At 42.0% G+C, this 23,074-nt stretch carries 21 protein-coding genes and 1 pseudogene; 17 read left to right on the top strand and 5 right to left on the bottom strand.

Annotation, left to right across the window (positions count from 1 at the left end; genetic code table 11):
* Nucleotides 1-122: 122 nt before the first annotated feature.
* Nucleotides 123-380 (top strand): hypothetical protein, encoded by a 258-nt coding sequence (locus D0T85_RS08710; protein WP_163212312.1) that lies wholly within the window; start codon nt 123-125, stop codon nt 378-380.
* On the top strand, nt 377-1,222 hold the full coding sequence (locus tag D0T85_RS08705) for a cation transporter (RefSeq protein ID WP_239060676.1): 846 nt from the start codon (nt 377-379) through the stop codon (nt 1,220-1,222). Before D0T85_RS08710 ends, D0T85_RS08705 begins: the two co-directional genes overlap by 4 nt.
* Nucleotides 1,223-1,419: 197 nt before the next feature.
* On the opposite strand, the gene D0T85_RS08700 is transcribed toward D0T85_RS08705, so the two are convergent.
* Nucleotides 1,420-3,516, bottom strand: coding sequence for a type IA DNA topoisomerase (locus D0T85_RS08700; RefSeq protein ID WP_163212310.1), 2,097 nt, complete (start codon nt 3,514-3,516; stop codon nt 1,420-1,422).
* 35 nt (nt 3,517-3,551) lie between these two features.
* Nucleotides 3,552-5,117: a DUF3945 domain-containing protein gene (locus tag D0T85_RS08695; RefSeq protein ID WP_163212308.1), complete on the bottom strand. Its 1,566-nt coding sequence runs from the start codon at nt 5,115-5,117 to the stop codon at nt 3,552-3,554.
* A 292-nt stretch (nt 5,118-5,409) separates the two neighbouring features.
* Here D0T85_RS08695 and D0T85_RS08690 point away from each other — a divergent pair, with 292 nt between their 5' ends.
* From D0T85_RS08690 to D0T85_RS08665, 6 genes are read left to right on the top strand one after another with little or no spacing between them, the layout of a single operon-like run.
* On the top strand, nt 5,410-6,204 hold the full coding sequence (locus D0T85_RS08690; RefSeq protein ID WP_163212306.1) for a thymidylate synthase: 795 nt from the start codon (nt 5,410-5,412) through the stop codon (nt 6,202-6,204).
* A gap of 4 nt (nt 6,205-6,208) precedes the next feature.
* Nucleotides 6,209-7,567: a DNA methyltransferase gene (locus D0T85_RS08685; RefSeq protein WP_163212304.1), complete on the top strand. Its 1,359-nt coding sequence runs from the start codon at nt 6,209-6,211 to the stop codon at nt 7,565-7,567.
* Between the two features lie 2 nt (nt 7,568-7,569).
* Nucleotides 7,570-8,571 carry a hypothetical protein gene (locus tag D0T85_RS08680; protein WP_163212302.1) on the top strand — a complete coding sequence of 334 codons (1,002 nt, stop codon included), beginning with the start codon at nt 7,570-7,572 and terminating at the stop codon, nt 8,569-8,571.
* A 2-nt stretch (nt 8,572-8,573) separates the two neighbouring features.
* Nucleotides 8,574-10,592 (top strand): hypothetical protein, encoded by a 2,019-nt coding sequence (locus D0T85_RS08675; protein ID WP_163212300.1) that lies wholly within the window; start codon nt 8,574-8,576, stop codon nt 10,590-10,592.
* Nucleotide 10,593: 1 nt separating this feature from the next.
* On the top strand, nt 10,594-11,556 hold the full coding sequence (locus tag D0T85_RS08670; protein WP_163212298.1) for a hypothetical protein: 963 nt from the start codon (nt 10,594-10,596) through the stop codon (nt 11,554-11,556).
* A gap of 6 nt (nt 11,557-11,562) precedes the next feature.
* A complete protein-coding gene (locus D0T85_RS08665) occupies nt 11,563-12,525 on the top strand; it encodes a DUF4365 domain-containing protein (RefSeq protein WP_163212295.1) in 963 nt (320 codons plus the stop codon).
* A gap of 48 nt (nt 12,526-12,573) precedes the next feature.
* On the opposite strand, the gene mobC is transcribed toward D0T85_RS08665, so the two are convergent.
* The 3 genes from mobC to mobA are packed head-to-tail and all read right to left on the bottom strand — an operon-like array spanning nt 12,574 to nt 16,321.
* Nucleotides 12,574-14,583 (bottom strand): conjugal transfer protein MobC, encoded by a 2,010-nt coding sequence (gene mobC, locus D0T85_RS08660; RefSeq protein ID WP_163212293.1) that lies wholly within the window; start codon nt 14,581-14,583, stop codon nt 12,574-12,576.
* A 34-nt stretch (nt 14,584-14,617) separates the two neighbouring features.
* Nucleotides 14,618-15,886 (bottom strand): conjugal transfer protein MobB, encoded by a 1,269-nt coding sequence (mobB, locus tag D0T85_RS08655; RefSeq protein WP_163212291.1) that lies wholly within the window; start codon nt 15,884-15,886, stop codon nt 14,618-14,620.
* A gap of 3 nt (nt 15,887-15,889) precedes the next feature.
* Nucleotides 15,890-16,321, bottom strand: coding sequence for a conjugal transfer protein MobA (mobA, locus tag D0T85_RS08650; protein WP_163212289.1), 432 nt, complete (start codon nt 16,319-16,321; stop codon nt 15,890-15,892).
* A 732-nt stretch (nt 16,322-17,053) separates the two neighbouring features.
* On the opposite strand from mobA, the gene D0T85_RS08645 reads away from it, so the two are divergent.
* From D0T85_RS08645 to D0T85_RS08605, 9 genes and pseudogenes are all read left to right on the top strand, one after another.
* The gene (locus tag D0T85_RS08645; RefSeq protein WP_163212287.1) at nt 17,054-17,827 is read left to right on the top strand and encodes a ParA family protein; all 774 of its coding nucleotides are present in this window, start codon (nt 17,054-17,056) and stop codon (nt 17,825-17,827) included.
* A gap of 3 nt (nt 17,828-17,830) precedes the next feature.
* Entirely contained in the window at nt 17,831-18,262 is a 432-nt protein-coding gene (locus tag D0T85_RS08640) for a DUF3408 domain-containing protein (protein ID WP_163212285.1), read from the top strand.
* Between the two features lie 10 nt (nt 18,263-18,272).
* Nucleotides 18,273-19,013, top strand: a complete 741-nt coding sequence (locus tag D0T85_RS08635; protein WP_163212282.1) for a hypothetical protein — start codon at nt 18,273-18,275, stop codon at nt 19,011-19,013.
* 150 nt (nt 19,014-19,163) lie between these two features.
* A complete protein-coding gene (locus D0T85_RS08630) occupies nt 19,164-19,466 on the top strand; it encodes a DUF4134 domain-containing protein (RefSeq protein ID WP_032853573.1) in 303 nt (100 codons plus the stop codon).
* 11 nt (nt 19,467-19,477) lie between these two features.
* Nucleotides 19,478-19,813, top strand: coding sequence for a DUF4133 domain-containing protein (locus D0T85_RS08625; RefSeq protein WP_163212280.1), 336 nt, complete (start codon nt 19,478-19,480; stop codon nt 19,811-19,813).
* Nucleotides 19,806-21,825: pseudogene (locus D0T85_RS08620) on the top strand (TraG family conjugative transposon ATPase). Before D0T85_RS08625 ends, D0T85_RS08620 begins: the two are co-directional and overlap by 8 nt.
* A gap of 41 nt (nt 21,826-21,866) precedes the next feature.
* Nucleotides 21,867-22,073, top strand: coding sequence for a hypothetical protein (locus D0T85_RS08615; RefSeq protein ID WP_163212278.1), 207 nt, complete (start codon nt 21,867-21,869; stop codon nt 22,071-22,073).
* 11 nt (nt 22,074-22,084) lie between these two features.
* Nucleotides 22,085-22,399 carry a DUF3876 domain-containing protein gene (locus tag D0T85_RS08610; RefSeq protein WP_163212276.1) on the top strand — a complete coding sequence of 105 codons (315 nt, stop codon included), beginning with the start codon at nt 22,085-22,087 and terminating at the stop codon, nt 22,397-22,399.
* 53 nt (nt 22,400-22,452) lie between these two features.
* On the top strand, nt 22,453-23,073 hold the full coding sequence (locus tag D0T85_RS08605; protein WP_163212274.1) for a DUF4141 domain-containing protein: 621 nt from the start codon (nt 22,453-22,455) through the stop codon (nt 23,071-23,073).
* Nucleotide 23,074: the final 1 nt, after the last annotated feature.

The following is a 23,074-nucleotide window of genomic DNA, read 5'->3' as shown; positions in this document are numbered from 1 at the left end:
AGGGCTGTCAAGTATTCACGGATAAAATACTACCCTGAACTTATACGGCGTGGAGATTTTTCCGAGAACCTGCAAGGCTTGTACTTTACTGCCCGTTAAGATTCCGTAAACACCTTTGCGCCATGATAGAAAATAACCTGCCGGGGCAGTTGCCGTATGTGTTAAGGTGGAAAATGAAAGAAGCCGGATTTTTAATGCTTACGCCTATGAATGATGGTTCTTATTTAATGATGTGGTTTCCTGTCTTAACCGATAAGGAAGATAAAAGATGCTGCCGTTTCAACCGAACGAAAGAAGAACCGTTAATAGTAAAAGATTGGGAATGCCTGGTTTATAGGGGGAAAACGATGTCGCTTTTATTTATAAATGCGAGCTTATGATATGGACTAAAAGTGGTATCTTTGTAGGCCGCAATTATGTGATTAATATGCAACAAACGACCTTTCGTATAGATAAAATGGATTGTCCTTGTGAGGAAAATCTTATCCGCATGAAATTGACGGAAATAACTACGATTGAGAAATTGGAGTTTAACCTATCCGGGCGAACGCTCGATGTATGGCATACTGGGGAAGTAGAACCGATTTCGGCAGAACTCGATTCACTTAATTTAGGATCGCACCTTGTTGTTTCCGTTGAGGAAAAAGGAGAAGTTATAGCAGAAGATGATTCCCGGCAACGAAAAGTCCTATGGATAGTCCTTGCTATTAATTTCGGTTTCTTTCTTATAGAAATGACAACCGGGCTTATTTCCCGGTCTATGGGCTTGGTTGCCGACAGCCTTGATATGTTAGCTGATGCGTTGGTCTATGGTATGAGCCTAATGGTAGTCGGCGCTGCAATTGCGAAGAAAAAACGGGTGGCATTGTGGAGTGGGATTCTACAAATAATCCTCGCTTTGCTCGGTTTATCGGAGGTTATCCGGCGATTTGTAGGTTTGGAAGTTATACCGGAGTTTCAAGCCATGATTGGAATTTCGCTATTGGCTTTAGCGGCAAACTCCGTATGTCTTTGGTTGTTACAACGCACCCAAAGTAAAGATGCACACATGAAAGCAAGTATTATTTTCTCGGCGAACGATGTTATTATAAATATTGGGGTTATCGTTGCCGGGTTACTCGTTTGGTGGTTTGGGAGCAATCTACCTGACTTGATTATTGGTATAATAATATTTCTGATAGTGATACGCGGTGCTGTCCGTATTCTGAAACTTTCAAGGTAGCAAATACAAAAAAGGCATCCGAAGCCTTGCCCCGGATGCCCACCACTAAAAGATCAATGTTAAACGACTATTCCGAATCGTAAAACAAAGTCTTTCAGTGGCAAAGATACGATTAAGCGAGAACAGTGCAAAATTCATTTTAACATTGTCGAGCGTGAGTATCTTATGAAAGGATAATGAAGATTTTACTTAGAACGTCATTTTTTGCTACCACCTTTATTCTGCGGGAACTCAAAGACCGTTTTATAGTCCGCATCGAACTTGACTGCTGCCTCGAAAGTGCTTCCTGTTTTGCTGCTTACAAAACCTTTAACAAAGGCAGTCTTGCCGTTCATCAAAAGGTCTGTCAGTTGCCCGTCCGTCAGTTCCTTTTTAGCAATGGAACGCCATACGGTAAGCCCGCAGGCTTCATTCTGGCACTTGGCGACTTTATTGTAGATAATCACATTCCCGTTCTTGCATTTCGGGCAAGGGCATGACTGGCGGTTATCCTGCCATTCAAATGTCATATCAAGCAATTCGGATGTTATCTGTGAAGCATAAACCTCTATTGCTTTATGGAATGTCGATACCTCCATATCGCCCGATGCTATCTTATTCAAGGCTTGTTCCCATTGCCCGGTCATGGCAACGTCCGCAATCTTCTTATCCTTTACCGCCAGATAGACCACCAGCCCTTTATTTGTCGGTACAAGGGATTTCTTTTCACGGGTGATATACTCGCGGGAAAACAGGGTTTCAATAATCGCCGCGCGGGTAGCGGGTGTTCCGATACCGCAGTCTTTCATCGCCTCCCGTTCTTCTTCGTTCTCTACTTCTTTACCTGCACTCTCCATCGCCGCCAGCAATGAACTCTCTGTATGAAGCGGGCGGGGCTTGGTCTGCTTCTCCTGAATTTCGCAATCGCGGACAGATAGACTATCACCTTCTATGAGGGCGGGCAGAACTGCCGTATCGTCCTCATCGTTTGGCTCGTCCTTAAAGTTAAATACTGACCTCCAACCGGGGACGAGCGTAACGCTGCCTTTGCAGGAGAAGTGTACGCCGCCCGCGTCAAGCGAAACGGTGGTGTTCTCTTTGATGCAACGTTCGCCGAAGGCTTCAAGCATACGCCCGGCAATCATATCGTAGATAAGCTGTTCGTCTTTGGATAATCCGGTAGCCGGATCTTCCGTAATAATCAGCGCATGGTGGTCGGTAACTTTCGTATCGTCCACCGAACGGATATTAAGCGTTGTATCGAACCTGCTGTCGATATACGCACCGAAAAGAGGATGCGAACGAAGCATAGCGATCAGGTGCGGTATTTCCTCCAGTACGTCTTCGGAGATATAGCGGCTGCCTGTTCGTGGGTACGAGATTTTTTTCGCTTCGTATAATGCCTGTGCTATTGTCAAGGTCTTATCTGCCGAAAAACCATGCTTGCTGTTGGCTTCTTTTTGAAGGGTGGTAAGGTCGTAAAGCAAAGGCGGCTCCTGTTTGACCTCCTTACGCTCTACGCCTGTAACCTTAACCGCTCCGGCAGCTTTGACCTGTGCCGTTACTTCTTCGGCGATGGTTCGGGTAACGAATTTATCCACCGAAAGGGCGGGAAAAGCCACAGCATCTTTCGCCGTATGCAGTTTCAGACGGAAATAGGTTTGCGGCTTGAAATCCTTATTTTCAAGGTATCTGCTGCAAATAATCGCCAGTGTCGGTGTCTGTACCCTGCCGAGCGACCAGACACCATAGCCTGCGGAGATAGAAAGTGCCTGACTTGCGTTAATGCCGACAAGCCAATCGGCGGTACTGCGGGCTTTCGCCGAAGCATAGAGGTTATCGTAATCACTTCCGGGACGTAGGGTTTGGAAACCGTCTTTGATTGCTCTGTCGGTAAGTGAGCTTATCCACAAACGGCGGAACGGAAGTGAACTGCCTATATACTCAAATATATAGCGGAATATGAGTTCTCCTTCACGTCCGGCATCGGTAGCCACAATAATTTCATCCCCGCTATTAAACAACTCTTTGATTACTTTAAGCTGTTTCATTACGCCGGGATCGTTCTTATACTCCTTGCCCTCTTTTACCTGACGGGGCAACAGCTTAAATTCTTTCGGGAGTATCGGCAGGTTCTCTCGCTTAAAACCTTCGATGCCGTAATGCTCCGGCATGGCAAGCCCGACCAGATGCCCGAAAGCCCATGTAACGGCATACCCGTTACCCTCTATATAGCCATCTTTTTTATTGTTTGCACCGACTATGGCTGCTATACTCTTAGCCACAGACGGTTTTTCTGCAATTATAATTTTCATTTTAACATTGATTTTTTAGTGGTTGAAATAATGGATTACATCTTGCGCCCTTTCCCTTTCTTCGGAGCGGCAGGAGATTGTTTCTGTTCCTGCTTCTGCTCTTTTTTCTCCGCTTGCTTTTCGGTAGGCTGCGACTGACCTTTCTTTAGCGGTTCGGTCGAATGCTTGGTCGCTTCGTTGGTCTTACCCTCGTTATTGACGGCGACCTGCGTTTTACTCTCGGCAGCGGGTTTGATGTTTTGCGTATTCTGTGCCGCCTGCTTCGCTTCGATAGCCCGTACCTGATCGGGGTGCTTGGTGGTATGGCGAACCTTACCCCTGTTTTCGTCAATCCATACCCACGCATTGTACTTCTGTCCTTTCTGGTCGGTCGCTTCCACCTTTTGCGCTCCCGAAGCATCCGCCTGTTGTTTGGGCTTCTGTGATTCCATGTCCTTGACAAAGACAGGCTCTTTGTTACACAGCTTGTCGAAATCCTCACGGGATAGCTGTACGCCGCCCTGTTTGGAATAGACCCATATCTCACCGAGTTTGCGGGCTTTAGGCATTTTCTGTTCCTGACCTTCCGCCTGTCCCTCACCCTGCTTGGCTCGCCGCTCTTGATTGAACTGCTGGCGTTGCTCATCGCTGAACTTGAAATCAAAGTTTTTACTGGCGGCGTTGTACTGAACGAAGCGGTCAATCTTTGAGGGTTGTTCGCCTTGTTTAACTTTCTTATCCATACCCTCAATCCAAACGGCTTTGCCCTCTTTCAGTCCTTGCTGTTGTTCTTCGGAAAGCGGGGCATTTTTCAAGGTCTGCGGAATATAAATATCCTTCAACGCCATAGCCTCAAAGCGGTTGGTGAGTTTATCGAGGGAAACAAGCGAAGGAACTTTTTCGCCTCCGGCTACGGGTTCGAGGTCGAATACACGCCCGCCGTGTCCTGTCTTTTGGAATTGCTCTTTATCCTGTTCGGTAAAGACAACTCCCATGAACGGCTTTTCAAAATCAGGCTGCTCCTGTTTGGGATGGGTAGCGATTTTGATACTGCCGTCCGGCTGCTGTTCCAACGATAAGCGGGCTTGCATGGGAAATTCCTGTCCGTCAACGGCAGGCTTAATATCGACCAGACCGGGCGACTTATGCCCGTAAACCATTGCTTTGAGGGCATCTTGCAAGCTCTCACCGGAAACGCCCAACTTTTCAACTTCTTTCCAGTTGAGCTTGTTCAGGTCTAAAGGTTGATATTTGCCTGTAAACTCTACTTCTATGCGTATCTTACCATCAAACTTGACACGGTACGGGTCGAGTGCCTTGTCTTTGTGGTCGATACGGATAAGTTTGTCAAAGAAAGCCGCAACCTTGTCTACCGCAGACGCGCTGACAGCATAAACACCCGTGTGCGATGGGTGGCTGAACTGTGCCGAAAACTTCTTGAAGAAATTCTCCAACGCATTACCGTTAGTGTCAATCTTCATAAACTGATCGGCATTCTCTTTCTTGGGATCGGCTGTTTTTAGCTTGCCGTCCTGTTCTCCTGTGATGACTTTCAACTTGCCATCTTCGCCCTGTGTCAGAAAGACTTTAGGTTCTTCATTTTTTACTTTTTTTTCGTCCATAATAAATATGTTTTTATTCTGCATTAATATTAATGCAGAACGAAAGTAAGGCTAAGTAATGGATTGATTGCAAGGATTTAAGAGGGTGGATGCTTGTGTCCGGGGTTGTCTATGGGTGTTTTGAAAATTGGGGAATTTTTGTCTTTCCATTTTGTCGCTTAAGTCGAAAATGAAGATGTGATTTTGATACTAATTTGCGGCAGGAAAAGACATCAAATGTTGTATTGATTGCGCTTTGCCAGTTGGATATAAATTCGTAACTTTGCAAAGCCAATTTTATGCGTATAATTTTATGAATCAATATGAAACTCTATTAAAGCATGTGAGAGATAACGGGACAAAAAAGTCTGACCGTACAGGCACAGGTACGCTTAGTGTTTTTGGTTATCAAATGAGATTTGATTTAAATGAAGGGTTTCCGCTGATTACAACAAAACGAGTACACTTAAAATCCATAATCCACGAGCTAATTTGGTTCTTAAAGGGTGATACAAATATCAAGTATCTGCAAGAAAATGGAGTGACCATATGGGACGAATGGGCTGATAGAGAGGGGGAACTTGGCCCAATATATGGTTATCAATGGCGTTCGTGGCCATCACCTGATGGTCAACATATTGACCAGATTAGCCAAGTTGTCAATACTCTAAAAAGTAATCCTGATTCAAGGCGCATCATAGTTAGTGCATGGAATGTGGCAGACATTAGTAAGATGTCACTGCCTCCTTGCCATGCGTTATTCCAGTTTTATGTGGCAGATAATAAACTGTCCTGCCAAATGTATCAACGAAGTGCAGACTTATTTTTAGGAGTTCCTTTTAATATTGCTTCTTATGCATTGCTAACGATGATGGTTGCACAAGTTTGCGATTTACAACTTGGTGAATTCATTCATACTTTTGGTGATACTCACATATACATGAACCATCTTGAGCAAGTTGATTTGCAACTTTCGAGATCGCCCAGACCATACCCAACAATGGTGGTAAACCCAACAATAAAAAACATCTTTGATTTTAAATACGAAGATTTCCAATTAGAAGGGTACAATCCTTATCCGGGAATAAAAGCTCCAATTGCAGTATAAATTTATGGATAAGGAGTTGTTAAAATATAAATCAAATGAGGCGTTAACTGAATATTTTATTCAAAAATATTTGGATTCAGACAAACCTATTCCTATTAGCTTTAGAGCCTTATTTCCTCAAATGAATAAAGCCGACAGGTACACCCATTTGATTCATGCCTATCCTGCTAAATTACTGCCGCATATTCCGTATTTCTTTTTAAATAATGCATATTTCTCCAAACCGGGAGATACCGTGTTAGATCCGTTTTGTGGTACGGGAACAGTTTTTCTTGAAGCAAATCTAGCCGGGCGTAATGCTGTGGGTGCTGATGCAAATCCTCTAGCACAAAAAATCGCAACTGTAAAAACTCAAAAACTTAATAACGAAAAATTGACGCTAATGTTAACTGCATTATTGTCAAGAGCGAAATCGTTTAGAAAAATAGAGTTTCCTGATGTCAGAAATAGAGAATTTTGGTTTCCCGAAAAAACACAAATTCAATTAGCGAAAATCCGTCGTGCAGTAGATGAATTACCTGATGATAAATATAAAACGTTCTTTGAAGTATGCTTTTCAAATTGCATAAAAAAAGTAAGTTATGCTGATCCCCGAATAGCCGTTCCTGTCAAACTCAACCCTAATAGATTTGAAAAGAACGGTAACCAATATAAAAAAATAGAAAAACGGCTCGTGGAACTCAATACACTAAATGTATTTGATAAGTTTAAAGCCATTAGTATTGAAAATATTTCACGAGTAAAAAGTCTTTCCAATATTTCAGATAAGGTATCTTCAAAAGTGATATCTGAAGATGCGAAAGTTTTAACAGAAGCGATTAATAAATCAGCGCGGCTTAAAGACGAGAGTGTGGATATGGTACTCACTTCACCTCCTTATGCTGGAGCGCAAAAATACATTCGCTCATCAAGCCTTAATCTTGGTTGGTTAGGTTTAACGGTAGATGAAGATTTAAAAGCACTTGACCAAAAGAGCATAGGAAGAGAGAATTATTTATCATCCGAACTCAAAGAGGTAAAGACAGGAATTAAAAATGCAGACAAATTACTAAAGACATTGTTTGAGAAGAATAAGCTTCGAGCATATATTGTTGGTAATTACCTGCTTGAAATGAAAATAGCCCTTGATGAATCCATTAGAGTTTTAAAAAATGAAGGATTCTTAATCATAGTAGTAGGTAACAATAAGGTGTGTGATATTGAGTTTAATACACAAGAATACTTGACTGAATATATCCAAAGTAAAGGATTGGTTTTGCAATTTAAATTGATTGATGATATTAAATCCTATGGTTTGATGACGAAACGTAATAAAACAGCGGATATAATTTCAAGGGAATGGATTCTAGTTTTCAAAAAATGAGTATGACAGAAATTGAAATACAGGAAAATCTTAAAGCTAAAATTAAAGTCCTAAATGAAACACTTTGGGACAATAGAGTACTGAATCCATCAATAGAAAAATGGCTTAGCAACTTTTCTTCGGATAAAGAAAAACTACATGCCTTGTATTTACTATCAAAGTTTATGTATTTTGGTGCTGTTCCTATGAGGAATTTATTAAAATCGTTATTTCGCGATTTATATAGATATCCGTTAATTGAATCAATACGGAAAAACAACAAAGATACCCTTGATGTTGATTTGATAGAAGAGAAATTTAAAGAAGAGGAAAAAAACACGAGATTTATAGGTGTTGGTAATCCATCTGAAAGCGGGGCGCATTTACTGTATTTTTTTAGACAAGAGAATAAACTATCAAAGAAGTTGTTTGTATATACCGATGAAATACTGGATAGAAGCGGAGCGACTATTAAATTAAAGTTTCCAGAAGTCAAACATTATGTTTTTATAGATGACTTTTGTGGTTCCGGCTCACAAGCAACATCCGATGATAATAATATAAAACCATGTGTCGATGAAATAAAAAAATTGTCCACTGATATACAAATTTCCTACCTGATGTTGTTTGCAACATCATCAGGAATAAAAAATGTAAAAAAGAGTGGATTATATGATAGAGTAGAAGCGGTGATAGAATTAGATGATACTTATAAATGTTTTGATGCTAATTCTAGAGTATTTCCACAAAGAGACAACCTTTATTTTGAGAAAGATTTCACGAGGGAATTTTGTTATAGACTAGGAAGACCATTATTCTATAATATTAATCAGAAAGAAGGGCATACGGGCGATAAATTAGAGAAATTAAGTGATTACGCTGCATTAGGATGGGGAGACTGCCAATTGCTATTGGGATTCTTTCATAATACGCCAGATAATACATTGCCAATAATTTGGTATGATGAAGATGATATTGATTGGTTCCCAATATTTAAGCGTTATAATAAGAAATATAGTTTTTAGATATGAATAATCCTTTTGACATAACAAAGGCCGTTGATTTTACAGACGAGCAAATAATCGAGTATTGGGTTGATATTTCGAGTAAGGGTGGCTTTAAGGATTTATTAAAACCTACCTCTGTCATGCCTATGATACTTTTAGGAAGTAAAGGTAGCGGAAAGACGCATTTAATGCGCTATTTTTCCTACGAACTTCAAAAAATAAAGTACCAAGAGAATTTGAAAAAAGGGCTCGAAGATGACAAGTTCATTGGTATTTATGTAAGATGTAGTGGGTTTAATTCCGAACGATTCAGTAATAAAGGACAATCTGACGAAATATGGAGTAGTGTTTACGCTTATTACTGGGAACTTTGGTTAGCTCAAATAACACTAAACTCAATCATTGATTTACAGCAAAAAAATATTGTCGAGATTCCGAATGAGAAGGAACTAGTAGAACAGATTATAGGCCTGTTAAATAAAAAACCGGATGATAACGTTCCTTCAAATTTGAAAGACCTTGTACATTTCTTTTCTTCATTACAGAGAAAAGTTGATTATGAAGTTGAGAATTGTATTTTCAATGAGGACAATAAACTCTATATTGACATACTGGTATCTCCTGCGAGAATTACTTATGGATTACCCGTTATAATGACGGAACTCGTTCCATTTTTTAAAGATAAAATATTCTTGTATTTGATTGATGAACTGGAAAATATATCAGAGAATCAGCAGAAACTAATTCAAACATTGATAAGAGAAAAAAACACTTCTTGTACATTTCGAATTGGAGCAAGACTTTATGGAGTCCGTACCTACAAAACACTTGGTAGTGGTGAGGAAAATCGGGAAGGCTCTGAATTTGAACAGGTGGTGTTGGATGAATTTTTAAGACGTAATAATAAAAACTACGCCGATTTTATGCGGCGAGTATGTGAACATCGGTTAAGGAGAAATGGTATCTATTTTTCGGAAGAGCAGAAAATAGATGACTTTATTGAATCATTCAACATGGAATCATTTTTTCAGAAAGTGAAGTCCAAGAAGCCATCACAAGCACAATCCTACTTCTCCAAGTTAAAGGAAAAACTAAGAGGGAGAATGGCGGAAGATGAAATCAATTCTATTATTGTTAACCTCTCATCGGATAATGTTCTTATAGAAAGAACCAATGTCTTTTTATTCTATCGTGCTTGGAATGATTTGAGTAAAAAGAAAAATCAAAAAGAAAAAAAGGATTTGGTGCAAATTTCTTTAGACATAAAAGAGGAAGCACTAAATTATACACCGGAATCCAAAAATGAAAAGAATCAACAAGCAACAGTCTTAAATAAATTCAAGCGGGATATAATAGATATGCTAGCCCGTGAAACAAGAGAAAATATTCCGTATTATGGATTTGATGATTTTCTCAGAATGTCTAGCGGAACACCACGAAACTTATTGAATATATTAAAGCATTCATATAAGTGGACTTATTTCAATGAAGCAAAAGAGGCATTTAGAAATAAGATTAAAATCAACTTAGATGCCCAAACAAAAGGAATAAAAGATACGATTGATTGGTTTTTTGAAGACAATCGAATTCCGGCAAAAAAGGATGGGAAATTGGTCGATTGCATTGACCGTTTAGGGAAATTTCTTAGAGAGTTAAAATATTCTGACATTCCTCCCGAATGTTCTATTAATATATTTGGGTTGAATCTTGAAAATCTGAGTGATGAAGCAAGACGCACATTCAATTTTTTGGAAAACTATTCATATATCGTTCAATCGGAAGAAGACAGAAGAGATAAAAATTCCAACAATAAATATAGAACTTACAATATTAATGGAACAATCATACCACATTGGGAGCTTTCTTTATCCAAAAGAGGAATTGTAATTTTATCTACTGAGGAAGCCGAAAGTATTTTCAATTTGAATCAGTCGGATAAATTTGAAGAACTACTTCGTAAGCGTAAAAAAAGATATAATGCTCCTTTTGCGCAAAGTTCTTTATCCGAGCAACAACCTAAAACACTTTTCGATTTATAATATGGCAAAAGTTGATTTTACATATTTTTACAAACAAAAATATTTAAATGTAGCAGAAATAGGAACTTCTGACTATGATATACTTGTTTCCACATTTAATCAGACAGATAGGGTTTGTGAAGTTTTTAAAGCAATTAATGCAAAAGAAAAATATTGGATTATTTTACCGGACTATGAAAATAATTTATTTGTAGGAAATGAAACAAAAATATCTGTACCATACGAAGGCTATAGCCAGTTATCAGCCTTTATTGATACTCTTCAGTTAAATGAAGACACGAAGTTGTGTATTGATATTACAGGTTTTCTAATTCCTCACATGCTTTTTACAATTCGCTATTTACAGAAAAAAAGAAAAATAAACCATATCGATATTATTTATACAGAGCCACAGAAATATACAGAAGAAGAAAACACTAACTTCTCTGATTTCTTTCATGATGTAGCGCAGGTATTAGGGTATGGTGGTTCTCCTAACCCTAATATGGAAAATGACTTACTAATTATTTCATCGGGTTATGACGATAGTCGCATAACAGATGTTGCTGGAAAGAAAAAACATGCTAGGAAAATCCAATTGTTTGGTTTTCCTCCATTGCAAGCAGATATGTTTCAAGAAAACATGCTCAAAGCTTATAAAGCTGAATCGGCTGTAGGCACTGACGGATTTAAGAATTTGGATTTGAATTTATTTGCTCCTGCGAATGACCCATTTGTTACTGCACAAGCGATAAAAAAGTATGTTGACAGGGAGCAAAAATGCCAACCTTTTACAAACATATATCTAGCACCAGTATCAACAAAACCCCAAGCCTTAGGGATGGCGTTGTATTGCTTATGGGAGTATTCCGAAGGGAACAAACCATTAAGTATTATTTACCCTATCTGTGATAAATATTACGGAGATACTTGTGTTGGTATATCCAAAATTTGGAAATATCATATAGAGCTTCCTTTAACATAAAATGATATGGATGTACTCCCTTTATTCACATCTGACAATTGGCAAGAACAGATAGGCGTTCATAAGGTAGGACTTATGCTTACAGAACTGGGACTGATTTTTAGAACAACCTCAAATTCTGATGTAGGCATAGATGGGCAAATTGAATATGTCAATAATAAAGGAGAAGTTACTGGCAAGATAGCTGCTGTTCAGATAAAATCAGGCGATTCTTATTTGTACGAAAGTAAGTCTGATAGCGATAACCTAACATTTTATCCAGATGAAAAGCATAAGTATTATTGGGAAAAATTTCCAATACCCGTTATTCTTTTTGTTCACAGCCCAAGTAGAGATAAAGTTTATTTTATAGATGCTCGCCATTATTTCAGAATTAATGGTATTGGGAATATAAAAATTCCAAAAGAAAATACACTTGATATAACCACAAAGAATAAAGTTTTTGAGACCATTGGTAATTTTGAAGAACCATTTCTTGAAATTAAAGATGTTTTTGAAGCAATGGTTCAAAATCACTTCACATCACCCTTATTCAACCTATCATACTTAGATCTATATCTCTTAGGGTTGACAAATTTGTGTAGACAATTGTATTTCGATATATCAGTTGCAATGGATGTGGTTGAGTGTAGAAGTCAATATATTCATACAGGAGAGAAAGAACGGGAATTTTTATACAAATATGTAGAGTTTTTGATTAGCCAGAACCTTGCTGAAATTGACCTTGGTGATTTTTTAATTGATTGGAATAAAAATGGAATGGTTTCAAGATTTTTAGTAACACTTACTCGTAGAGGAAATAGTTTGTTGAAATACATTGATAGTATTGAAGAAGGTAATCCTGATATAATGCCTGATGCTTCTTTAGTTCAAGAAAGGTCAATACAAATGACTTTTGATTATTACTCATCCATGCGAATTGAAAAGGCACAGAAACTACAAGAGTTGATTCGAGAAAAGAAAAACTAAAAATAATTAGAAATAGTTAGAGCCGCAAATTTGCGGCTCTAACTATTTCTACTCCTCCTTCGGCAACAAATGCCTTAAATTCTCATCATTACGAATGCGTTCCAACTCATCGGCAACAATCTGCTTGGCTTCCGCTTTGATTCGGTCGTAATTCTCCTTAATCATTTCCTTCATACGATCCACGCCGTTTTCATCTACAAAGTTGGTAATAACGGGGATTTTACGATACACCTTCGTTTCAGCGGATACCCGTTCGTTATCGACTACGATTTCACAGTGGAAAATCTTTTGCTCTATCCGTTCATCGAAATTATCTGCTACCGCTCCTACAAACATACCCTGCGTAAGATTAGATATTTTGGACGGCGGTATCAGACTATCCATTTGTGTAGAAATGGAAGTCGATTTGTCGTTGCGGTTTATCGTCATGGACTGGCGTTTCTGCAACACTTTTCCGAAACGGTCGGAAAGCGTTTTCGCCGTATCGCCAACCACCTGACCGGAAAAGATATTACCTACCGTGTTCATTACTACGGCGGCCTCCTTATCGCCATAATCGCGCTTTAGCTGCGAAAAGTCCTGAAAGCCCAACAGCACGGCAACCTTGTTGCTTCGGGCGGTGGCGATCAGGTTATCAAGCCCTTTAAAATAAATAGTCGGCAACTCGTCAATGATAACCGAACTTTTCAGCATCCCTTTCTTATTAATCAACTTCACAATGCGGGAGTTATACAACCCCAATGCCGCACCATAGATATTTTGCCTATCGGGATTATTACCCACGACCAGCATTTTAGGGTCGTCCGGGTTATTAATATCAAGGGTAAATTCATCGCCCGACATTACCCAATATAATTGTGGACTAATCATGCGGGAGAGCGGTATTTTCGCACTTGCAATCTGCCCCTGAAGCTGGTCGGCAGCCCCGGATTTCCACGCATCCATAAAAGGAGAAAGGTAGTTTTCGAGGTCGGGATAAGAGGTCAGAATCGGGAAAATATCTTCATAGCTTTTATTCAGAAACTCGATAGCATGGGGAAAGGTGCAATACTTCTCACCCTCGTAGATACGCAAATACCAGATAATAGCGGCGAACAGAATAATCGGGGATTCGACAAAGAAATCACCCTGCTTTTGGACCCACGTCCGGTTTAAATTCAGCATTATCGTATATGCCGATTCGTAGGCATCCGAAATATCATCCATGAATGAGGGATTAATCGGATTACAACGGTGCGAACGGGAAGGATCGTCAAAGTTTATCACGTAAAAAGTCGGTACTTTCTCGTAACCTTCCCGGTTGTTTAACAGGTGGTTATAAGCAATGGTAGAGAGGTCTGGAAACTTGAAGTCGTAAATATAGCCTGTATAACCTTTCTCAATCTGCTGTTTGATGAACTGGTTTACAACGGCGTATGATTTACCCGAACCCGGAGTACCCAACACAATCGCTGCCCGGAACGGATTTACAACATTAATCCAACCTTTCCACTGCTTCTTTTTATACCAGAATTTCGTAGGCAGGTTTACCGAATAATCATTTACCATCAGCTTTGTTTCCTGCATAAACGATTCGTTTTCCGTATTGAAAACATCATCGAACATATTGTTTTTGAGTAAGCGGCTTATCCATGTACCCGCCATCAATAATAATATGTAGCCTACCGAAATGGTAAAGATATAGAATCCGGCATTGGCTACTTTGGGTAATGGTAATGCCAATAGCCACCAGTTCAGAAAGAACAGGACGAAACCAATACCGAGGCACACATAGATTTTCGTCCATGTAATCTTTTCCTCTTTCACGCCCTTTGTTCCCAGACAGGACAAAGCAAGAAACACTACGGCAAAGATTTTCGTCCACAGGATCGAGCTAAACAATCTGGCGGTACGGTTAAAATTCATCAGGATTTTATCGACCACCCCGATATTGATTCCCCACTCGTGCATTGCCTCATAACAGAACCAATACACATTTATCACTACGAATAATATAGAGAGCGCACGCATAAAGTCCATTACTTTAGCCAAGCCCCTCAAATCATCTTCATTTTGCATAATCGTAAAAATTAAATTGTTATTACTTCAAATCTTATAGTTGCCTACCATACCTGCGCTTTTTCTTTTTCCTGCGCTTAATGGTCGGCTGTTGGTTGTCCGCCCCTTGCGTTTCAGGGGTTAGGACAGATAACAGGCTACCCACCGCATCATCGAGCGTAGAATGCCCGGCTTGCGGTTGCTTGTCGGTAGTGGATTTATCAGTATGGCGTAGGTTATCGGACTGCTTCGGCTGCTCAGTTTGCAGATCCTCGCGGTGCGAATCATCTGCGAACCGTTCGTTAAGAACATTCGCTGAAAACTCCTTACCCAGACGCGAACCGTTTAGTACCGTCCGTTCGTTGTGGTCGACAAACGTAGCCCCGAAAATGCGCCCTTCATCATTGCGGCGAAGTACCAAGTCGATACCTTTCTTTTGCAATGCCGCCCGGAACTCGCTTTCGGTGCGGGTACTGTTCAAGGCTTCGGAAACCACTGTGCGGGTACGGGCTGTAACACCGTCCGCTTTGATTGTTTCTTTCGATACGCCAAACTGCTTTTCCAATGTTTCGATACCGAGAGCTTTACCGAACAGGGAAGATTTTAAAGGCTTACCGACACGGTTACCCTCGCCGTCCAATGCCGAATAAACCAATCCCCGGTAGGGCTTGCCTTTATTCTCTCCTTTGACTTCTTCCACTCCTACATTATATAAGGAAAGCAGGGCGCGATATTCGCCGAGCGTTTGGAAACGGTACATTCCGGAAAGCGGCTTGATAACGTTGGCCACCTGTTTTTTTAAGTTCCCCTGGCTAACGTCTACCGGAGCAAGCCGCCACGCTTCACCCTGCTTCTGACCGTTGGCAGGAATCAGGTTATATTCCTTTTCCAACTCCCGCCGTATTTTGTTGCTGCGGTCTTTCTCGAAGCTGTCAGGGACAAGCGAACCATCGGGACGGACACGGGTCGAAACGATGTGGATGTGCTGGCGGTCTATATCCTCATGTTTGAAAATCATGTAAGGCTGCGAGCCATATCCCAACCGCTCCATATACTTTTGCCCGATCTCTGTAAGCTGCTCATCGGTCAGCTTATCGTCCGGGTGCGGATTCAGTGAAACATGGATAACTGGTTTCTTGGTGGTGATATGCGAGGGCATAAACCGCTCAAAATCCTGCATGCAGGCAGAGGCATTGAACGCTCCATCGGTAGGTTCGATTACTAAATTAGTCGCCAAAACCTTACCCAAACCCTCGTCCACTTTCTCCTGATTGTAGGAAAGTGCGCCATACAAATTGCTTCCATGAGAGATTTTCGCCACCATTTTTTACAGGTATTTCGCCTTAAACTGTTCGCATAACTGCATCACTTCGCGCCCGATTCCTGCCAGTTCTACGGTCGCTTTCTCCAACTTATAGAGCAATGCAAGTGCTTTTTTCTCCCCAAAATTGCTGTGCAACTCCTTTACGATCTGGTTGTAATTAACGCCCACGCTCCGAAACTGGCTGTGCAATGCGGTCAGCTTTGCGGTAAATTCGACCGCTGATGCGTTCGTTTTTACCACCCGGAACTCATCGCCAAAGATGCGGGCTGAGATAAAAGCAGACAGCGAACTTACGCCTGACTGCTCGAACATGGCAAGAAATCCGGCGTGCTGTGTGTCCGTCAGGTTCACCGTCAGCCGATGTTTCGCCGGGTCGTTCTTCGGGGGTCTGCCCCCCTTTCCCCGCTTACGGGGTTCTCTTTTTTCTTCGTTCATAACATTAATCTTTTAGTGGTTATATGAACGTTTGCGGTCGGCTCATGCCGGCTTAATTTTTCCCGACTTCGGAGAGGAAAATCCCCTCTGGAAGAGCAAGTGGTTGATGCTGCAAAAAACGAAGTTTGCTGCAATCAACACATCTTGCTATTTGCCAAAATGCAAATACATTTTGCCCGCAAGGGGCATCTTTTCGTCCCGAACTTTTCGGGATATAAGACTGCCCTTCGCCGGGCAATTTTTGAGTGCCGTGCCTATCTTAAAAATCGGCATGAATACCCCGCAACGTTTCATGCTGCAAAGTTATAGCAAATAAATAACACACTGTATATCAATAAGTATAGACAATCCCAGACAGAAGCTACCACCCCTCGAAAATATGGTGCAAGTATGAAAAAGAAGGCGTTTATTTGCCCTCGAAAATGGATTTGAAGCCTCGCTGATTTATGAATTTACAGAGGTGAAAAACCAACTATTTGAATTTGTATTGTCGTGCTGTCGTACTGTTGTAAATAAGTGCTGTTGTATCGGAATATCACTTTGCATTTTTACTCTTTCAGCTATGTATTGCTGTAAGTAAATGAACAGGCGGAAAACTATCAAAGCATTTCATTCTGTCAATATGGAAATGCGGCAATCAATAGGCAAACAATCAAATATTAACTGAATAAAAACAGTACCGGATTAGAGGTACAAATAATTCAATAAATAACAATTAAAACATTCAGAACAATGAAAAAGGAAGTAAGTAAAAAAGAGCCGAAGTATGTAGCGTTCAGCACTCAAAAAGGCGGAGCAGGAAAAACGACTCTTACGGTTTTGATCGCAAGTTATCTGCATTATGTCAAAGGCTACAATGTGGCAATCGTGGATTGCGACTACCCGCAGCACTCCATTGCTGAAATGCGGGAACGTGATTTCAAAATGGTAGAACAGGACGAGTATTACAAGGGAATGGCTTACGAGCAGTTTACCCGGTTGGAAGGAAAGCGAGCCTATCCTGTGATTGAGAGTAGTACGGAAAAAGCGTTGAGCGATGCCGATGCGCTTTGTGAACAGGGTGAGTATGACTTTGTGTTCTTCGATCTGCCCGGAACAATGAACAATCGTGATTTAGTTCTCGCTCTCGCCAGTATGGACTATATCATCGCTCCGATTGCTGCCGACCGTGTAGTAATGGAAAGCACCCTCAACTACATGATTGTTGTAAGGGACAATATCGTGAACACGGGTAAATCCAATATCAAAGCGATGCGGCTATTATGGAATCTGGTTGATGGCAGGGAAAAATCCGAATTATATGAGGTGTACGAAGGGGTTATCAAAGAGTTGGGGTTTATAGCCCTTAACACCTTCATTCCCGACAGCAAACGTTTTCGCAGAGAGCAGTCGGTCAATCACAAAGCCTTGTTCCGTTCAACATTATTCCCTGCGGATAAATCCCTTGTAAAAGGCAGTAATATTGATGCCCTTACCGATGAACTTTTGGAATTGATAAATAAGTAAAGTATGGCAAAGAAAGTAGATACATCAGGGTTTGACCCCGACTTTATCATAGGTCAAACCAAACCCGACAACCGGGAAAATCCGCAGGTTATCCAACCCGCTGAACCTGTATTAGAAGATATCCCGCCGGAACAGGAAACCCCTGTCATCCAACCGCCACAAGAAACGAAAGAATCATCCCGGCGTAAGCGAGGGCAACAATCCGCAGGTTTTAAAGAAACATTTCTCAAACGCAATGAGATAAAAACACGACAATGTGTTTACATCAGCCATCGCGTCCATTCTCTTATAGCGAAGCTGGTGCGAACTCTGGTCGATACAGGAAATGATATAACTGTCGGCGGCTATATAGATACTGTACTGGAGGAACACCTCAATGTGAATAAAGAAGAAATCAACGAACTGTACCGCCAGCAACGTGGCGATTTACTGTAAAATAGAAGCTATGGAACGATATATTATTTCAGCAATCGTATTGTACGCATTGGTTATCGCCGTTTACCTGCTTCGGGAACGGATGCAGAAACGAAAGAAAAATGCAGCGAAAAATCCCGGTTTTAACCCGTTTCGTTCCACCCCGAAAGAGGATATAATCGGCAAAAGCAAATTTGACCTTAGACAATCCCGGACAGAAGCTACCACGCTGATTCATAATGAAAAACGGATTGAAAATGAGCCTATATTTGCTGACGAAAACAAAAAAGATGCTCCGGTAACACCCCCTTTGGTTGAATCGGAAACAGTCTTATCCGATGAAAATATGACAGACGAAAATTCAAACGAAATCAATTTAGTAATTGAGAACATACCCCCCGAATTAGAGCCGGAATATAACACGGAAGATATAGACGAAGAAGAAACAGAGGACGAAGATACCGAAGGGGGTGCCGGGGTTTCAATGGCACTCGGACTTGGCTTTGACGATCTGGCGGGAATGGTGCGAACGGTAGAAACTACCGATGTCGCAACAACCGAAGAAAAAGAAGAAGCCGGGCGGGTACTCATCGAGATACGAAAGACCGAAATGTTCGATCAGGTCGCAGGCGATGAACCGAAAAAGAAAGTGGTGTCCGCACTTATGGACGATTACTTTGCAGCCTTCCACCGAAAGAAACGGGAAGCAGGAGAAACGGATGAGCCTGTGGTGAAAGCACCGAAAGATTTTAATGTACGCGGTTTTGCGTAAGATGTATAACAGTTAAAACAAAGCAAGATGAAAGAACGGGATTACGGTTAGCTACGCGCTTGAAACCACTAAAAGATTAAAGTTAAACAGAATTATTCATTTCCGGTACAGGGGACTATTCCACCCCTGTACCATTAATCAAAAAATCGTATGACAAAGAAGAAAATTCTTATGTCGGCAGCCTTTATTTTCGCTGCCGTATCATCCGCCTTTGCACAGGGCAACGGTATCGGGGGTATTACCGAAGCTACCAATATGGTAACATCGTATTTCGATCCCGGCACAAAATTGATTTACGCCATCGGTGCGGTCGTAGGGCTTATCGGCGGAATCAAAGTGTATAACAAGTTCTCTTCGGGCGACCCCGATACATCGAAAACCGCCGCCTCTTGGTTCGGCGCGTGTATCTTCCTGATTGTCGCCGCCACCATCCTACGCTCCTTCTTCCTTTAATCGCTCAAGCTATGGAGCATAATATTAATAAAGGCATTGGCAAGAGCGTGGAATTTAAGGGCTTGAAAAGTCAGTATCTATTCATCTTCGCGGGCGGTCTGTTGGCTGTATTCGTGGTCTTTGTCATCATGTATATGATTGGCATTGACCAATGGGTATGTATAGGCTTCGGCGTTATCGCCGCCTCTGCTTTGGTGTGGCTGACTTTCAACCTGAATGCGAAATACGGGGAGTATGGATTAATGAAAGTGCTGGCAAAACGTCAGCACCCGCGCTACCTGATAAACCGCAAAAATTCCCGCCGCTTGTTCAGCCGACCAAAAAAGAAGGAGGTGCGCGATGCGTAATGTAATGAAAGCGGCTACCATCGAAAGCAAGTTCCCGCTATTGGCGGTGGAACACGGCTGCATCATCAGTAAAGACGCGGATATAACGGTAGCCTTCCGTGTCGATCTGCCGGAACTGTTTACCGTTACCGCAGTCGAATACGAAGCCATACACTCGGCATGGGCAAAAGCAATCAAGGTTTTACCCGATTATTCAATTATCCAAAAGCAGGACTGGTTCGTTAAGGAAACCTACAAACCCGAAACGGATAAGGAAGATATGAGCTTCCTGTCCCGCTCGTTTGAACGCCACTTCAACGAACGCCCCTACCTGAACCATAGCTGTTTCCTGTTCCTGACAAAAACAACTAAAGAGCGAATGAGAATGCAAAGCAATTTCTCATCGCTTTGCCGGGGGAACATCATACCCAAAGAGGTAAACAAGGACACGGCAACACGGTTTTTGGAAGCGGTCGGACAGTTCGAGCGTATCGTAAACGATTCGGGATTTATAAGCCTGACCCGACTGACTTCGGACGAGATTACGGGAACGGAAAGCCAGCCCGGATTGGTGGAAAAATACTTTGCCCTCTCGCTGGACAATACGACCTGCTTAGAGGATATGGAACTCGGAGCAGACGGGCTTCGCATCGGAGCAAAGAAAGTATGCCTGCATACGATTTCCGATGTGGAGGACTTGCCCGGAACAGTCGGAACGGATATGCGCTATGAAAAGCTATCCACCGACCGGAGCGACTGCCGATTGTCGTTTGCCGCACCCGTAGGGTTGCTGCTCTCGTGCGACCATGTGTATAACCAGTATATTTTTCTGGACGATTCGGCAGAGAACCTGCGGAAATTCGAGAAGGCAGCCCGCAATATGCAATCCTTATCCCGCTATTCACGCGGGAATCAAATTAATAAGGAATGGATAGACAAGTACCTGAACGAAGCACATTCGTTCGGGCTTACCTCTATCCGGGCGCACTTCAATGTAATGGCATGGTCGGAAGATGCGGAGGAACTGAAACATATCCGGAACGATGTCGGTTCGCAGCTTGCTCTTATGGAGTGTAAACCCCGTCATAATACAACGGATGCGGCTACACTCTATTGGGCGGCTATGCCCGGCAATGCGGGGGATTTTCCCTCGGAGGAAAGTTTCTATACGTTCATCGAACCCGCCTTGTGTTTCTTCACAGAGGAAACCAACTACAAAAGTTCACTTTCGCCTTTCGGCATTAAGATGTGCGACCGTGTGAGCGGTAAGCCCCTCCATGTGGATATATCGGATTTACCTATGAAGCAAGGGATAACCACCAACCGAAATAAATTCGTGTTGGGGCCATCCGGCAGCGGTAAATCCTTTTTTATGAACCACCTCGTCCGCCAGTATTGGGAACAGGGAACGCACGTAGTTCTGGTCGATACGGGTAATTCCTATCAGGGACTTTGTGAAATGGTACGCCGGAAAACCAAAGGTGAGGACGGGATTTATTTCACATACACAGAGGAAAATCCGATCAGCTTTAATCCTTTCTATACGGACGATTACAAGTTCGATGTGGAGAAAAAGGACAGTATCAAAACGCTGCTTTTGACCCTTTGGAAATCCGAAGACGATAAGGTAAGCAAGACCGAAAGCGGGGAACTCGGTAGCGCAGTATCGGCATATATCGAGCGCATTAGGGGAGACCGCAGTATCGTACCCTCGTTCAATACTTTCTACGAATATATGCTGGGCGATGAACCGCTTCGATGTAATCCAATCACTTTTAGGTCTGACTGACAAAGAGAAAGGACAAATCCTGTCTATCAACATGGCAAACCATCCCGGCAGGTTTTACAAAGAAGTATGGTTCGGGCTGGGTGGCGTTCAGTCGGCAGTGTATGCTACCGAAGTTAGCGGCGAAGAATACCTGACCTACACGACAGAGGAAACCGAAAAGATGGAAGTGTTCAAAAAAACGGACGAACTCGGCGGGGATTACGAACTGGCGATTAAGCAGATTGCCGAAAGTAAAAGACTATAATTATCAACCGGGGCGATAAGCCCCACAACCACTAAAAGATCATGTTAAAAAGATTCAGTAACGAGCAACTTCAAAAGCTGCTCATCCACACGGTAGGGATAAACAGTGTCCTTACCGAAGTCCTGCTCAAACCGCAGGAAGAAAGCGAAGAAGAAACGGAAGTCATAGGCGGCAACGCCCATATTGACATCCTTGTGATTGACCCTGCAAGCCTATTAAGAAAAGAAGCTAAAGAAGCGAAAAAGTAAGGAGGTGCGCCATGTTCAGCAAATGTAATATAGCCGACCCTTGCGCCGCATATCAGGATTTTAACCTGCGGGAGATTACGGGACGTTGGGTAAGCCCGGACGGTGCGCCTGCGGTAAGGATTTACCGCAACACTTCCCGCAAGCGGGGAGGCATCCGTATCGAACTTACTTACAACAACCCGCAGGTGGTCTGTGATTGTACGGTGTATTGCTTGTTCGGTTTGTACTACATCGACCTGTACGGGCGTATCGGAATTGCCTACGACCGGGAGCGGGAGGTCTTATTGCTTTCCGCTTTCGGTGAATATGTCCGGACAGAGGATTAGTCTTTCGGACTGATCCTTTACCCCAAGTAAATAACAATTAAAAATGTATAGCAATGAAAAAGATTCTTTTAAGCCTTGTATTAGCCGTTAGTTTCTTCGGCTTTGAGGCAAAAGCACAGTGGGCGGTCATCGACCCATCAAACCTTGCTCAAAATATACTGACGGTTTCCAAAACGGCTACGACTGCATCCAATGTAATCAACAGTTTCAAGGAAATGCAGAAGATTTATAACCAAGGCAAGGAGTATTACGACAAATTACAGTCGGTACATAATCTGATAAAGGATGCCCGCAAGGTAAAGGAAACGGTAGAGTTGGTCAGCGAAATATCACGGATATATTCTACCAACTTCAACAAAATGCTGACGGATAAGAATTTCACCCATTCGGAACTGGAAGCCATATCGAACGGATATTCCAAACTGTTGAAAGAGAGCGGAAACCTGCTGTCGGATATAAAGAATATCGTTTCGGCTTCCAACGGGCTTTCTATGACCGATGCCGAACGCATGGCTATCATAGATCAGATACATACCAAAATGGTGCAACACCGCAACCTTGTGAGCTACTTTTCCAAGAAAAGTATATCCGTATCCTTTATCCGCAGTCAGGAAAAGGGTGATATGGAGCATGTACGCGCCCTGTATGGTGATCCATCCGATAGATACTGGTAAG

Source organism: Bacteroides sp. 519, assembly GCF_010500955.1.
Classification (GTDB): Bacteria; Bacteroidota; Bacteroidia; order Bacteroidales; family Bacteroidaceae; genus Bacteroides.
This window is presented reverse-complemented; position numbering and strand designations above follow the sequence as displayed.